This window comes from Cobetia sp. BL01, assembly GCF_056493605.1.
The window spans coordinates 329,751-344,462 of the sequence record NZ_JBVBEE010000004.1 but is presented as its reverse complement, the minus strand read 5'-3'; the positions used below and the strand labels follow the sequence as shown (position 1 = coordinate 344,462).

The 14,712-nt window shown below is 64.5% G+C and carries 10 protein-coding genes; 4 read left to right on the top strand and 6 right to left on the bottom strand.

Features of this window, described 5'->3' with window-relative positions; translation table 11 throughout:
- Window positions 1-304: 304 nt before the first annotated feature.
- Window positions 305-724: a DUF1499 domain-containing protein gene (locus tag ACZYGA_RS10175; protein ID WP_077379176.1), complete on the bottom strand. Its 420-nt coding sequence runs from the start codon at window positions 722-724 to the stop codon at window positions 305-307.
- 358 nt (window positions 725-1,082) lie between these two features.
- Between ACZYGA_RS10175 and ACZYGA_RS10170 the strand changes: the two genes are divergently transcribed.
- Window positions 1,083-2,480 (top strand): exonuclease SbcCD subunit D C-terminal domain-containing protein, encoded by a 1,398-nt coding sequence (locus ACZYGA_RS10170; protein ID WP_479399085.1) that lies wholly within the window; start codon window positions 1,083-1,085, stop codon window positions 2,478-2,480.
- Window positions 2,477-6,007: an AAA family ATPase gene (locus tag ACZYGA_RS10165; protein ID WP_479399084.1), complete on the top strand. Its 3,531-nt coding sequence runs from the start codon at window positions 2,477-2,479 to the stop codon at window positions 6,005-6,007. Before ACZYGA_RS10170 ends, ACZYGA_RS10165 begins: the two co-directional genes overlap by 4 nt.
- Window positions 6,008-6,088: 81 nt before the next feature.
- Here the strand turns inward: ACZYGA_RS10165 and nfi are convergent, their stop codons facing one another.
- From nfi to ACZYGA_RS10150, 3 genes are all read right to left on the bottom strand, one after another.
- Complete coding sequence (gene nfi / locus ACZYGA_RS10160; protein ID WP_479399083.1) at window positions 6,089-6,856, bottom strand: deoxyribonuclease V; 768 nt, start codon at window positions 6,854-6,856, stop codon at window positions 6,089-6,091.
- Window positions 6,857-6,909: 53 nt separating this feature from the next.
- Window positions 6,910-7,482, bottom strand: coding sequence for a PRC-barrel domain-containing protein (locus ACZYGA_RS10155; protein WP_479399082.1), 573 nt, complete (start codon window positions 7,480-7,482; stop codon window positions 6,910-6,912).
- Window positions 7,483-7,660: 178 nt separating this feature from the next.
- On the bottom strand, window positions 7,661-9,358 hold the full coding sequence (locus ACZYGA_RS10150) for a DEAD/DEAH box helicase (RefSeq protein WP_065392493.1): 1,698 nt from the start codon (window positions 9,356-9,358) through the stop codon (window positions 7,661-7,663).
- A 577-nt stretch (window positions 9,359-9,935) separates the two neighbouring features.
- On the opposite strand from ACZYGA_RS10150, the gene ACZYGA_RS10145 reads away from it, so the two are divergent.
- Window positions 9,936-10,442, top strand: coding sequence for a YaiI/YqxD family protein (locus ACZYGA_RS10145; protein WP_077379167.1), 507 nt, complete (start codon window positions 9,936-9,938; stop codon window positions 10,440-10,442).
- 31 nt (window positions 10,443-10,473) lie between these two features.
- On the opposite strand, the gene ACZYGA_RS10140 is transcribed toward ACZYGA_RS10145, so the two are convergent.
- A complete protein-coding gene (locus tag ACZYGA_RS10140; protein ID WP_479399081.1) occupies window positions 10,474-11,484 on the bottom strand; it encodes a glutathione S-transferase family protein in 1,011 nt (336 codons plus the stop codon).
- Window positions 11,485-11,641: 157 nt separating this feature from the next.
- Entirely contained in the window at window positions 11,642-12,529 is an 888-nt protein-coding gene (locus ACZYGA_RS10135) for a LysR family transcriptional regulator (protein ID WP_077379163.1), read from the bottom strand.
- 543 nt (window positions 12,530-13,072) lie between these two features.
- Between ACZYGA_RS10135 and ACZYGA_RS10130 the strand changes: the two genes are divergently transcribed.
- Window positions 13,073-14,686, top strand: a complete 1,614-nt coding sequence (locus tag ACZYGA_RS10130) for a peptidoglycan DD-metalloendopeptidase family protein (protein WP_479399080.1) — start codon at window positions 13,073-13,075, stop codon at window positions 14,684-14,686.
- Window positions 14,687-14,712: the final 26 nt, after the last annotated feature.

Genomic DNA, 14,712 nt, shown 5'->3' with positions numbered 1-14,712 from the left:
CAATATTGCTCGATGCAGTCATGCGTCTCATGTAACGCACCCAGAGTAGCAAACACGTCCGTGGCTGGGTAGCGCCCGCTCACGGATTACGGGCGGTTTCTGCAGCGAGGGGCACGAAATGTCGCAAGCGCACGAAGGGACATGAAAGCCCGGCCAGGCAGATCAGGCACGAAAGACGCAGACGAAACACCCCGGCGCCTGAACAGGCCGACCGGGGTGATGGGAAGTCGTCGGGAGACACACAGGTGCATTGGCGAGGTGAAAGTGGCGCATCGACGTGAGCGATGCCCTTCTCGGGGCAGCTTCAGCTGCAGTAACCCCAGCCTTCGAGGCGATGACGGATATCCTCGACCCGCTGACGATTCTTGCCGAGGTCGGAATGTCCCATGCGTGACACGCTGCGTACATGACAGACGCCTTCCTGTTCATTGCAGACGATTTCCACGTCATCGACGAAGCCCAGCAGGGGCGTGTGGAATTCCGCATGCAGATAACCGTCATCCGTACTGATGATTTCCGCATGCCCCATGGATTCGATGATGCTGTGCATCTTCTCCATCGCGCTCAGGCAACAGTCCGTCGGCATCGGGAGCGGCGCTACGTAATGCTTGCTGTCGGAGGCCTGGGAGCTGACCCCGTTGGGGGTACTCGGGGCTGGTGCCAGCAGCCCATCATGCAGGCCGAGGTTATCGGGGCGAGGTGAGGCAAAAAGACCGTGGCGCATTGCGATTCCTTCCTGTCATCTCTGGGCATCGGCAACGGCTTCCAATGTTGCCGGCCTGATTGTTGTTCATTGGTCGTCCATCGATTCCTGCCTTTCTGAAGCCACCCTGACGCTGCCATCGCCGGGGCTTGTCGGATTTCGACACAGGCCTCGACTTTCAGCGTAGCGACTTTTGTCGATTTTGCCCGTGAACGGGATTGATCCAGATCAACTGCCTGAAAATGCGCTCCAGATGCACGACACATGATGCCCTCCCCTTCGCCCGACCAGACGCAATCCGTACACTGAGCACATCCAGACTCGGACGTCAGCTCGACCGGGTTCGTGATTCTTCTTCTGACACCGCAAGGAACGCATCGTGAGCTTCCGCTTTCTGCATACCTCGGACTGGCATCTCGGCCAGAGCTTCCATGGCCAGAGTCGCCATGTCGAACATGCCGCCTTTCTCGACTGGCTGCTGGCACGGCTCAAGTGTCTGACCCCGGACGCCCTGCTGATCGCTGGTGATCTGTTCGATGTGGTCAATCCGAGCCTCGCCGCCCAGGAGCTGCTCTACGACTTCATCGTGCGCGCCCACGAGCAGGACGCGGCGCTCGAGATCGTGATGATCGCCGGCAATCATGACTCCGGCTCACGCATCGAGCTGCCGGCTGCCCTGCTGGCCCGCCTCAAGACCCATGCGCTGGGCCGTGTGCGCTGGGTCGATGATTCTGCCGACGGAGGGGATGCCCACCATCTCGACTGTCAGCATCTGCTGGTGCCGTTGCATGATCGTGACGGCAAGCGCCGCGCCCTGTGTCTGGCGGTGCCCTTTCTGCGCCCGGCCGAGGTCACCGGCCTGGGAGCTGGCGAGGATGAGTCGCAGGACGTGAACAAGCCTGAGCGCACCCGCAGCGAGGCCTATCGCGCGGGAGTGGCCCGTGTGCACGAGCAGCTGGTCAGCGCGGCGCGTGCCGCCCGCCAGCCCGGCGAGGCGCTGATCGCCATGGGCCACGCGCACATGCGAGACGGCGAGGTCTCCGAGAACAGCGAGCGTCCGATCCTGATGGGCGGTGAAGAGGCGCTCTCGACCAGCCTGTTCCCCGACGACATCGCCTATGTGGCGCTCGGCCACCTGCATCGTCCGCAACGCGTGGGCGGCCAGGAGCGTATCCGCTATTGCGGCACGCCGCTGGCGATGGACTTCTCCGAGGTCGATTACGGTCACCGCGTGCTGGAGATCACTCTCGAAGACGAGACACTCGTGGGCGTCGAGGAGCATCGCGTGCCCTGCCATGTCGCGCTCACGCGCATCGGGCCTGCACCGCTGACCGAGATCACCGCCCAGCTCACGGCGCTGGTCGCCGAGGCAGACCGTGAACTCGAGCCGGCACGCTGGCCGTGGCTTGAGGTGAGCGTGCAGCTGGAAGCGCCCGTCATCGACCTGCGCGCGCGCATCGAGGCGCTGCTGGAAGGCGCGCCGCTGCGGCTGATCAAGCTGGTCACCCGCTATCCGGCGCCCAGCGCCGAGAATCGCGCGCCCAAGGGCGTGAAACTCGATGAACTGGGGCCGATGGGGCTGTTCGAGCGCCACTATCGCGCCACCTATGACAGCGAGCCGGCCCCGTCACTGATCGAGGATTTCGCCCAGCTGCTCGAGGAGGTCGAGATCGCGCGTGAGGCACGCCTGGCAGGGGAACCGAGCAAGGCCACCAAGCCCGGTCGCCAGGACGACAAGACAGCCTCGGCAGACAAGGCCAAGGGAGGTCAGGCATGAAGATCCTCGCCCTGCGCCTCGACAACCTGGCCTCACTGGCCGGCGCGCATGAAGTCGACTTCGAGAAGGCGCCGCTGTCCGATGCGGGCCTGTTCGCCATCACCGGCCCCACCGGGGCCGGCAAGAGCACGTTGCTCGATGCCCTGTGTCTGGCGCTATACGGCACCACGCCACGCCTGCGCCAGACCCCGAGCGGCGGTCAGCTGGAGGATGTCGGCGAGCATCAGCTGACGCTCAAGGACCCGCGCAGCCTGCTCCGGCGCGGCTGCGGCGAAGGCAAGGCCGAGGTGGACTTCATCGGCCGCGATGGCCTGCGCTATCGCGCCGGCTGGACGGTCAGCCGCGCGCGCGGCAAGCCCGGCGGACGCCTGCAGAACGCCAAGCAACATCTCCAGCTGCTGCCCACGGCCGATGACACCCAGTCAGCTCAGACCCTCAATACCACCAGCAATGACGCCAAGGCGTTGATCATCGACAGACTGGGACTGAACTTCGAGCAGTTCACCCGCGCCGTGCTGCTGGCCCAGAGCGAGTTCAGCGCTTTCCTGCGCGCCAACGACAACGAGCGCTCGGAGCTGCTGGAGAAACTGACCGACACCGGCCACTACTCCGATATCTCGATCGCCGCCCACGAGCGTGAGCGCAGCGCCCGCGAGGCCGTCAACGAGCTCGAACGCCAGCTGGATGGCCAGCTGCCGGCAAGCCCGGACGAGCGCCAGGCACTCGAGGATGAGGTCCGTCTACGCCAGACGGCCATGACCCGCCTCAGCGAACAGCATGATGCGCTGACGGCCTATCACCAGTGGACCACCACGGCGGGCGAGCTCGAACAGGCCCTGGGTCAGGCGCAGCTCGAACAGAAGGAGGCTCACGCCGCAAGTGCTGCGCTATCCCGTCAGCGCGAGCAACTCAGCGCCCTGGAAGCCCTCGCGCCGATTCGCCCTGCCCTGCTGCGCCTCAAGGCGATCTCGCCGCAGCATGCCCAGCTGGCCACGCAGCTCACCCGGGTACAGCAACAGCTCGGCACTCTGTCACCACGTACCGAGCAGGCCCGGGCCGACAAGCAGGCCGCCGATGAACGCATGCAACGCTGCGAGACCTGGCGTGGCGAGCAACTGCCGAAGCTGGAAGAGGCCCGTCAGGTGGCCTCGCGTCAGGCACAACAACGCGAGACACATGTCAGCCAGCAGAGTGAACAGCAACGCCTGCGCGACACGCTCGGCCACCATCAGCAGGAGCTGGAGACACAGGATCGACAGCGCCAGCAGCTGGATCAGCAACTCCAGCAGCTGCAGGCGACGCTGGTCGACGAGTCTGGCCAGCCGCTGAGCGATGCCGAAGACCATCGGGACCAGCTGCAACGTCAGCGCGATGCATTGCTGCAGCTGAAACCTGTGCTCAGTGAGCAGATCAATGGCCTGGCCCGCCGTGATGAGGTCCAGCAGCGCCTTGTCGAGCTGGAGCAGCTGCTGCCTCGGCAGCAAGAGGCGTTGCGCGATGTGGCTGCCCGGCAGGCCCAGGCATTGCAGGCCCGTGATCAGGCGCGCCACGAGGAAGACGCCGAGCGCCGCCAGCAGGAGCAGGAGCGTCTGGCACGCAGCGACAACGTGATGGCGCTGCGCCGTGGGCTGGTCCATGGCGAGGAATGTCCGGTATGTGGCAGCCATGAGCACCCCGCCGCCGGCCAGGCCGCGCCGGCCGAGGCGCTGATCGCTCAGCTGGAACAGCAGGCCCGCGAGCGTCTTGAACAGCGCCGACAGGTCACGGCCACCGCGCAGCACGCCATGGAGGCGGCCAGTCACGAGCACGCACGTCTCGAGCAGCAGCTCGGCTACCTGCAGCAGGAACAGGCGCAGCTGCACACGGAGCGGCAACGTCTGCAGCAGCAGGCGCAGACCTGTCAGTCGAACCTGACCGACATTCTGGCTCGGCATTCGCTGTCAGAGCAGCCGCTGCTTGAGTCCCTGCCCCAGCTGCCTGCCGCACGAGCACTGGAACTGATCGAGCAGCGCCTTGGCGAACTGGACGCCCGTCAGAACGCGCTGGTGACGACGCTGCGTCAGCTGACGCCGCTGCGGGAGCAACGCCAGGCACTGGCGACACGCCACGCCACGCTGACGACGCAATGCCAGCATGGCGAAGCGCAGCTTCAGCAGTGTGAGGCACGCATCGCGGCGCTGGCGAGCGAGATCGAGCAGCTGAGCGGCACGCTTGCCCAGCAGCTGAGCGCAGACCCCAGGCGACAGCATGCCAGCGTGAGCGACTGGTCCGACTGGGTCGAATCGCTGACCACCCGCATGCGCAATGAGCAGGAAGATGCGCGTCAGGCGCTGCAGGCGCTGAGCGACCAGCAACAGCAGCTGACGCAGCAGCAGGCCAACCTGCAGCAACGCCAGACGGAGCTGCAAGAGGAGCAGCGCGCGCTCGACAGCGAACGCGCGCATTGGCAGGCCGCGAACCCTGGCCTGGATGACGCGCGTATCGAGGAGTTGCTGGCCGTCGAGGATCACGACCTGCAGGCACTGCGCCAGCAACTGCGTAGCGCCCACGAGCGAGTCGCACGCGCGGATGCCCTGTGTGAGGAGCGCAATGCGCGTCAGCTCAAACACTGGCAGGCCGCTCGGACCTCCGACTGGCAGGCAGCGCTCGAACAGCTGGCAGCGCCCGCCGAGGACACGACTGGAGACGATACGCAGGCAGACGGTGCATCAGGGGCTGAAGAGCTCGGCGTCATTCGCGGCCAGGCCGAGCAGGCATTGGCGGTGCATGCTGGTCTGCAGGCCCGCTTGCAGGAGGCCCCGGAAGAAGGAGCCGCTGGCACACTGACGGATGCGCCGCCAGGGCCCGAGGACGACACCCGCGAGCTTGGCGAGGCGCTGGCCAGTCTGATCACGGCACTCAAGGCACCGCTCGATGCCGTGCGCGAGGCCCATCAGACGGCACAGGCGGCGATACTCAATGATGATCAGCGCCGCAGTGGCAGCGCCGCGCTTGCCGAGCGTCTCGCAGCCGCGCGTGCCGAACATCAGCGCTGGGGGGCGCTGTCGGAGCTGATCGGCAGCGCCAGCGGCGCCAGGTTCCGCACCATCGCCCAGGCCTTCAATCTCGAGCGCCTGATCGAGCATGCCAATCTGCACCTGACCAATCTGGCACGTCGCTATCGTCTGGCCCGCGGCGCCAGCCCGCTGGGGCTGGTGGTGGTGGATACCGAGATGGGTGATGAACTGCGCAGCGTTCACTCGCTGTCCGGCGGCGAGACCTTCCTTGTCTCGCTGGCACTGGCGCTGGGCCTGGCGGGCATGGCTTCCGGCGAGCTGCGCATCGAATCGCTGTTCATCGATGAGGGCTTCGGCAGTCTCGACCCGGATTCGCTGGCGCTGGCGATGGAGGCATTGGATGGCCTGCAGGCCAGCGGCCGTCGCGTCGGGGTCATATCGCATGTGGCCGAGATGCATGAACGCATTCCGGTGCGTATCGCGGTGCGCCCCTCGGGCAACGGTCAGAGCCGTCTGGAGATCGAAGGCTAAGCGTCGCCAGGCCTCGCAAAGACAGATAACGCAGAGACAGATAACGCGAAGACAGGTAATGCGAAGACAGGTAATGCGAAGCTAGGCATCACGGAGCCGCTTGAGACGCCGGCTGGCAAGCTGATCCGCCAGTCGGGTCGGCTCGGGCAGCTTGGTCTTGCCCAGACAGTGCAGGGTCATCGAAAGCGCCGTCTCCAGATTCATGCGCTGGCCCGGCGAGACGAACACCGGCTTGACCTTCGCCCGTGAGCGCAGCACGGCGCCCAGCTGGCTGCGCTGTTCGCGTCTGGGCAGCTCGGTGTCCTCGATGATGCCGAGCTCGGCATCCGCTTCGCGTACGCGATCCGTCAACGCGACCCAGTCACCACGCGCATCGCCCGGCTCGCCATGCTTGCCGCACAGACGCTTCTTGGCCACTCCGAAGGACGGCAGGTCACACCACAGGCCAAGATGCGCCGCCACGCCCAGGCGGCGCGGATGGGCGATGCCGTGACCGTCCACCATCAGGCATTCGGGCGGCTGCTCGAGTGCCTCAATGGCGGCGATGGCAGCGGGCAGCTCCCGAAATGACAGCAGGCCCGGAATGTAGGGCATGCGGGTCGGCTGACGGATCAGCTGTTGCTCAAGGGGTTCCAGGGTCGCCAGATCCAGCGTCACCACCGCCGCACGTGTCACCTCGCCTGCATCCTCGAAGCCGATATCGACCCCCGTGATGGTCGCCGGCCAGTCCTCGGGGCTTGCTCCCCAGGGCGGCGTCAGCGTCAGTCGCGTCGCCATTTCGCGTTGCATGGCAACGGCGTCGGCAGGGTCGAGATTCCAATCGTGCAGTGCTGTCGTCCACTCACTCATGCACTTACTCATGCATTCCCTCACGGCGGTTGCGGGTCTCTCCCTCTCAGATGCTATCGATCGCCCTCACCTTCAAGTTGCTTGCCCAATGAACGCAGCACCTCCGCCGCCTGGTTGCGGAAGCTGTCCAGCCCGTTGCCGACCTCTCCCATGCTGCGTTCCAGCTGACGCGAGAGCCGATTGGAAAGCGGTTGATCCGCGCGTGCCGCCAGCTGCTCTAGCGTCATGTCGAGCACCAGACGGTAGCGGATGTCGCCGGGGGCCGTGGCGGCGAGCGGATCACTGACGGCTTCACGAGTGAAGCGCGCGAAGTCGATGCTGGCCGCCTTGTCACCGCCTTCCGGACGGATCAACAGACGATGGATCTGGCCACGCGTATCACTGAGCACATCCTCGACCCGACCCAGCACCTCGCCCTGCGGCGTGACCACCGGTGACAGCCGCAGGGCCTCCAGCGAGACCAGCGGGACGCGAATCTCCGGCGTGGCGCTGCTGGCGGGCGTGCCGGACTCGGCGTGGGCCGCGCTGAGCGACAACCAGGGTGTCGCCAGCAGAGCGCACAGCATCAGCTGGCGGGCGGGCGCGGCCTTCAGGCCACGGTGCAGGGCATCGAGTGAAGAGATCATGTGGGCATCCTCGGGAAATGATGGACGGTGGACGCTCCACCGCTATGCCAGAACAGGATACCAGCCCCTGTGACGCCTTTCGTCCAGGCACAAAAAAACCGGCACCTCGTGAGAGGTACCGGTCTTTTCAGAAGCCGTGGCCAGCACTGTGTTCAGCGCCGGCCAGACTCAGGCCTGATCAGGCGCGACGACGGTCGTCGTTGCCACCTTCACGGCGCTGCGGACGAGCGCCCGCACCGTCTTCTGCCAATTCCAGCGGACGGCCAGCGACGCGAGCACGCGCCATCTTGGACACGATGCTGGTCGGCAGACCGCTCGGCAGTTCCACGACACTGTGCGTGTTGCGGATGTCGATGCGACCGATGCGCGAACCTTCGATGCCACCTTCGTTGGCGAGAGCGCCAACCAGCTGACCCGGCTTGACGCCGTCACGATGGCCGACGGCCACACGGTAGAGCTTCATGCCTTCACGTGCGACCGGCGCAGAGCTGCGACGCTCACCACGTTCCGGACGCTCGCCGCGCTCAGGACGCTCGTTGCGACGCGCACCCGGCTTCGGCAGGGACTGGATCGGCGTCTCTTCGGCGCGAGCCATCTTGACGAAGACCGCGGCCAGCTCGACCGGATCATGACCTTCCTCGATCAGGCTCTGCACCAGGGCGCGGTGGCCATTGGAGCTGCTGCCCAGGGCTTCGACGACGCGAGCACGGAAGGCCGCGTCACGGTGAGCACGGATCTCTTCTTCGCTCGGCAGCTGGCGTTCGGTGATGCGCTGGCCCAGGGCCTGCTCCATCCAGCGAACCTTGCGCATCTCGCGACCGCTGACGAAGGTGATGGCGCGACCTTCACGACCGGCACGACCGGTACGGCCAGTACGGTGGACGAAGGATTCGCTGTCACCCGGCAGGTCGTAGTTGAAGACGTGGGTGATACGCGCCACGTCCAGACCACGAGCGGCGACGTCGGTCGCGACCAGCACGTCGACCTTGCCACGCTTCAGACGCGTCACGGTACGCTCACGCAGGGACTGGTCCAGATCACCGGACAGTGCCGCAGCGGAGATACCGCGAGCCATCAGCTGCTCGACGACGGTGGTACAGGCGGCACGAGTCCGCACGAAGACGATGGCGGCATCGACGGTCTCGACTTCCAGCAGGCGAGACAGCGCTTCCAGCTTGGCGCCGCCTTCGACACGCACCATCATCTGCTCGATGGTGGAAGCGGTCTTGGATTCGGACTTGATGGCCACCTTGATCGGGTCAACCAGGTAGCGGTTGACGATACGCTCGATCTCGGTCGGAAGCGTCGCGGAGAAGAACACGCGCTGTGCTTCCTTCGGGGTATCGGCGACGACGCGCTTGACGTCATCGATGAAGCCCATGCGCAGCATCTCGTCGGCTTCGTCCAGCACCAGGGCGGACAGGCCGTCGAGCTTCAGGCTCTTGCGATCCAGGTGGTCGATGACACGACCCGGAGTCCCGACGACGATCTGGGCGCCGCTCTTCAGGCTGCGCATCTGCTCGCGGTAGTCCTGACCACCACACAGGGTGGCAACTTCCAGGCCACGCATGAACTGGCCGTAACGAGTGAAGTTGACAGCGACCTGCTGAGCCAGCTCACGGGTCGGAGCCAGCACGAGAACCTGCGGCTCGCGGCGGTCGAGGTCCAGACGGGTCAGCAGCGGCAGAGCGAAGGCCGCAGTCTTGCCGGTACCGGTCTGGGCCTGACCGATCATGTCACGGCCATCGAGCAGGCTCGGGATGGTCTGGGCCTGGATGGGGGACGGTGTTTCGTAGCCCAGCTTCTCGAGAGAGGTCAGGACGGCAGGCAGCAGGGCAAGATCGCTGAAGCGATCGACGACGGAAGTCGTGGTCATGTATATCTCACACCTAAATGGCTACAAGTGAAGCTTGTAGCTGAAGAATGGGTCGGCTTGAACCGACACGAAGCGTAAGGGCTCCGTCTGGCGATGCCGTCAGGCACGAGGCGCTGGCATCATCAGAAAAAACGTACGAGTGCTTGGACGTCTTGGCATGGACGGGCCCGGGTTGCTCTGATGGCAGACGCATTTCCGCTATCAGGCACAACGCTGCGGCGACCGTACAGCAACCAGAGGCTCTCCACTTGAGAGTCTCGGGGCGCTCCATCATGCACACTGTGGACTGGGACGGGTCTTGCGTCGCGGCGGCCGGACATCGAAGGATCGAGGGGTCACGGAGGGCTCGGGGCAAGCTACGCCACTCGGTCCGGGAGGCGCGAAATTACCGTCTGAAGGCCTGTCAAGAAAGGCGATCACCGGCTTCGGCTACTCAGGATGGTGGGTCACTACATGCGAGGAGCTGGCATTCTAGCAGTCCCTCGCGCATTCTGCATCCTTTCTTTTGACCTTGGTCGCAGGCCAGGCGTCTGTCGGCGCAGGCCACACTCGCCAATTCCCTCTGACAGGAGACGGCATGACTGACGTGCAAGACCCCACCACCCCCTCACCCGCCGAGCCCATCACCACGCTGTGGGTCGATGCTGACGCCTGCCCGCGCGCGGCGCGCGACATCCTGGTCCGCGCCGCGGAGCGGACCGCGACCCCCACCTGGTTCGTGGCCAATCATCAGGTGCCGCTGCCACGCTCGGTGCATGTCAAGGCGCTGTCCGTCCCTGCCGGTGCCGATGCGGCGGACCAGTTGATCGTCGAGCGCGCCCGGCCCGGCGACATGGTGATCACGTCCGACCTGCCGCTGGCGCTGGAGGCGATCGAGAAAGGCGCCCTGGTGATGACGAGCCGCGGCGAGACACTGGATGCCAACAACATCCGCGCCAAGGTTCAGATGCGCGATTTCATGGAGAGCATGCGTTCCAGCGGCGAACACACCGGCGGCCCCTCCGCCTATGGGCAGCGCGAGCAGCGCGACTTCGGCAATGCGCTGGACCGCTGGCTGGCCAAGGCCAGACGAACCAGGCCGTGAGGCCGAACGCCTCGTCCCGGCCGCGATGGCTTCAGTGGTGGCGGCGAATGCCCTGCCCTGTCAGGCGCTCACGATCATGCGGTGCCTCGAGATCCAGCGTCGGGCCGAGGGGCACGATACCGGTCGGATTCACCGCCAGCTGACTGCCGTAGTAGTGGGTCTTGATCTGCGCGAGATCGCAGGTCTCGGCGACGCCCGGCCACTGGTACAGCTCGCGCAGGTAATTCGAGAGATTGGGATAGTCACTGATGCGGCGCTGATTGCACTTGAAGTGGCCGTGATAGACGACATCGAAGCGCAGCAGCGTGGTGAAGAGGCGGATGTCCGCTTCGGTCAACCACTCACCGACCAGATAGCGCGAGTCGGCCAGACGGCGTTCCAGTGAATCCAGGCAGGCGAACAGCGCGGTGAAGTGACGCTCATAGGCCTGCTGGCGGGTGGCAAAACCGGTCTTGTAGACGCCATTGTTGACCTTGTCGTAGATCACGGCATTGAGAGCGTCGATCTCGCCGCGCAGGTCCTCGGGAGAGAAATCCAGGTCATTGCCGGTCAGCGGATCGAAGGCGTCGTTGAAGATGCGCACCAGGTCAGCGGATTCGTTGTTGACGATGCGCCCCGCCTTGCGATCCCACAGCGCCGGTACGGTGACACGGCCGGTGTAGTGCGGGTCGGTCATGGTGTAGAGCTGATGGTGGTAGCGCACGCCGTTGATCGGATCGCCACTGGAGCCCTCTTCCTCGAGATAGCTCCAGCCATGTTCCAGCATGTAGGGGCTGGTGAAGGACATGCCCACGACCGACGTCAGTCCCTTGAGAGAGCGCATCACCAGCGCACGGTGGGCCCACGGACAGGCCAGCGAGACATAGAGATGATAGCGCCCGACTTCGGCGGGCACGGCAGACTGGCCGTCTGGGCCCTGCTCGGCCGCACCGGGGGGTACGACCCAGTCACGCAGGCTGGCACTCTCGCGCTTGAATTCCCCGCCATTGCTGTCGGTATCGTAACCACGGTTCTGCCAGGTGCCATCGACCAGTAAGCCCATGAGGAAATGTCCTGTCATGCAAGGTGAGGATAGCCATTCAAGGGATCGCAGAGGAGCCATGGTCCCCGCACGCAACGAATGACGCCTCTTTGACAGGTGGTAGCGCCCAGAGGCTTTTCCAATCCCCAGCCGCTTTCTCATGTGGCTCAGGAGTGCTTCACCCCCCTTGAACGCTGTGATGCAGCTGCTCGACCATCGCACGCACGCCAGGGCCGGCGCTGTCGGCATCGGGCAGGTAGAGATGAATGTCGATCTCACGCTCGCCGCCGTTGAGCAAGGGCAAGGGCACGAGTGCCCCCTGGGTCAGCGCCTGCGAGATTCGTGAACGCGGCAGCCAGGCAAAGCCCAGGCCACGCTCGGCGAGATCGACGGACGTCGCCAGATGACTCACCGTCCAGCGCTCTTCTGCCTTCAGCCAGCCGGCATCCATGCCTGTCGAGCGACTGCTGTCGCGCACCACCAGCTGCCGATGCTGTTCGAGGTCACGCAGATCCAGCGGCCGTCCCAGCGCATGCAGGGGGTGCCTTGGCGCCGCTACCGCCACGAAGGTTTCCCGCACCAGCAGGCTACCAAGCTGCCCTTCCTGTGGCAGCGCGCTGACCAGCAGATCGACCTGGCCGGCATCCCAGAGCTCACTGCCACCCGTCAAGGTGGTTTCGTGCAGCTGTATCCGTACCTGGGGATAGGCCGCGGAGAACCCCTCCAACGCACGGGCCAGCAGGTCCGAGGGAAACAGCTGGTCCACGGCCAGGCTTATCTCGCTCTCCATGCCTTGTGACAGCGCCTGGGCCACATCCTCCAGCGCGCTGGCACTCTCGATCAACTGGCGTGCGCGACGCAGGAGCATCTCGCCGGCCTCGGTCAGGCGCACGTTGCGCCCCACCGGCTCCAGCAACGGCACTCCCAGCAACGCCTCCAGGCGATGCACCGCATGATTGAGCGTGGAGGGGCTCTTGTGCACGGCCTCGGCGGCTCGGGCAAAACTGCCATGATCGACCACGGCGGCCAGCATCTGCCATTGGGCCAGAGTCACTCGAGACGACATCGGACATTCTCCACTGATTTCTTGTTGCCACGCGGGCGCACGAAAGGCGAGACAGGGCGACACGAGCGACGCCACCCTGCTGTCCCTCTGGACAATCTTCGCCCCCTTCAGAGATCTCATGTTGCGACGCCAGAGCATCATGTGCCAACACGTTCGCCACTCTGCGTCACAATCCTCTGACAACAGGACGCTATCCTCGTGATGTACGCACTGACTTGCAGAATATTTCGACGAAGTTACAAAATTTAACAGCAAGCAGATATTACTGTGAGAACAGCGTTTCTTAAGCAAAAATGGCGGGATTTTCGACTGTCCTCATAAAACAGACACCGCTAGCACGACCCCTGATGATCAAAACAGGGTTGAATTCCTAATACTGGACATGTGTCCAGCCTATCGAATGCGCAAAAGCTTGGTTAAGGTTCGGATGCGAATCTGTCGTCTTCTGTTCTGTTCACTTCATCACATCATCGGTCAACTATGCTGCGAATCCTTCATTCGCTCCCACGCGTGCACAAGTATCTTCTTTTACCTGTTGCCACAATGGTCACCGTGCTGGGCGCTCACAAGCTTCTTGAAACTCTGGACTCTCAAGAGATCTCACCTGCCTCTCGCCACCTCGCCATCGACCTGGCCAATGCCAGCTCGGAGGTGACGAACGCATTGCCGGTTGCCATCGCGCACGCGCAACAGACGCCTGCTCCGCTGGCCACGGCGAGTCTTGATGCGGGGCATCAGGCACTGAGCGCAGCTGGCGAGGTGCCGCTCTCCGCGCTGACGCCGAGTGAGGTCATCGATGTCGACTTCGACATGCCGGTGATGTTGACCGACGCCAACTACCCTGCCGGTGAAGCTGAGCCCGGCCCGATCGTGGCACTGGCACCTTCTGCCGTGAAGACGGCCGAGGCGGTGATCGCCACCGCGACCGATGAGCAGGCCGGCGGGACCTCCTACGATGATCTGTCCGTCGATCCGGTCGAGCTGGGCGAGAGCCCGACGCTGCAGACCGAACTGGCAGCCAAGGAAGTCTATGTCCCGGAATGGCAGACCTACACCGTTCAGGCGGGCGACACCTTTGCCGTGATGGCGGAGCGTTCTCTGGGGCTCGGCTATCGCGAGACCACCCGCATCATCAAGTCGCTGCCGGACAAGCGTGTGCTGACCCACTGGCGTATCGGTGACAGCCTCGACTATAAGCTCGACGAGGACGGCAACCTGCTGGCGCTGCGCATCATGAAGGATGCGCGTCGCGGCTTCATGGTCAAGCGTGACCCTCAGCAGGATTCCTTCAGCGTCGCCAAGATAGAGAAGGCCACTCAAGCGACCCAGCGTCTGTTCGCCGGTACCGTCAGCGGCAGCTTCTCGCTCTCGGCGGAGGCCACCGGTCTTGGCGTGGCGGATGTCACCCAGCTGACCCAGGTACTGGGCAAGAAGATCGATTTCCGTCGCGATACCCGCAAGGGCGACAAGTTCCAGGTGCTGGTCGAGTCCGACATGATCGATGGCACCAGCACCGACTCGCGCATTCTGGCCGCGCGCTACGAGGGTACCCGCAAGTCATTGACCGTGGTGCGCAATGCCGCCGATGGCCGCTACTACACTCCGGACGGCAAGGGGCTCGACCCGGCCTTCAATCGCTACCCGCTGGCTCACAAGGCGCGCATCAGCTCGCCCTTCAACCTGAGCCGTCGCCATCCGGTCACTGGTCGCATCAGCCCGCACAAGGGCACCGACTTTGCCGTTCGCGTCGGTACACCGGTCCTGTCCACGGCTGATGGCGTGGTCGAACTGGTCGGCAACCACCCGCTGGCGGGCCGCTACCTCGTGCTGCGCATGGACAATGGCTACAAGACCCGCTACCTGCACCTCTCCAGACCCCTGGTCAAGAAAGGCGAGCGCGTGAAGATGGGTGAGAAGATCGCCCTGTCCGGTAATACCGGCCGCTCCACCGGCCCGCACCTTCACTATGAGGTGATGGTCAACAATCGTCAGGTCGATGCCATGCGCGTCCAGCTGCCGAACAACAAGTCGCTGTCCGGCAAGGCGCTGGCCGCCTTCAAGCGTGAGTCACAGAACATGCTGGCCAAGCTGGAAGCCGCCGACAACACCGGCGCCATCGCCAAGACATCGACGCCGACGGGCTCTGACGAAAGCTGATTCGCGCCACGCCCTGAAACGCAAGA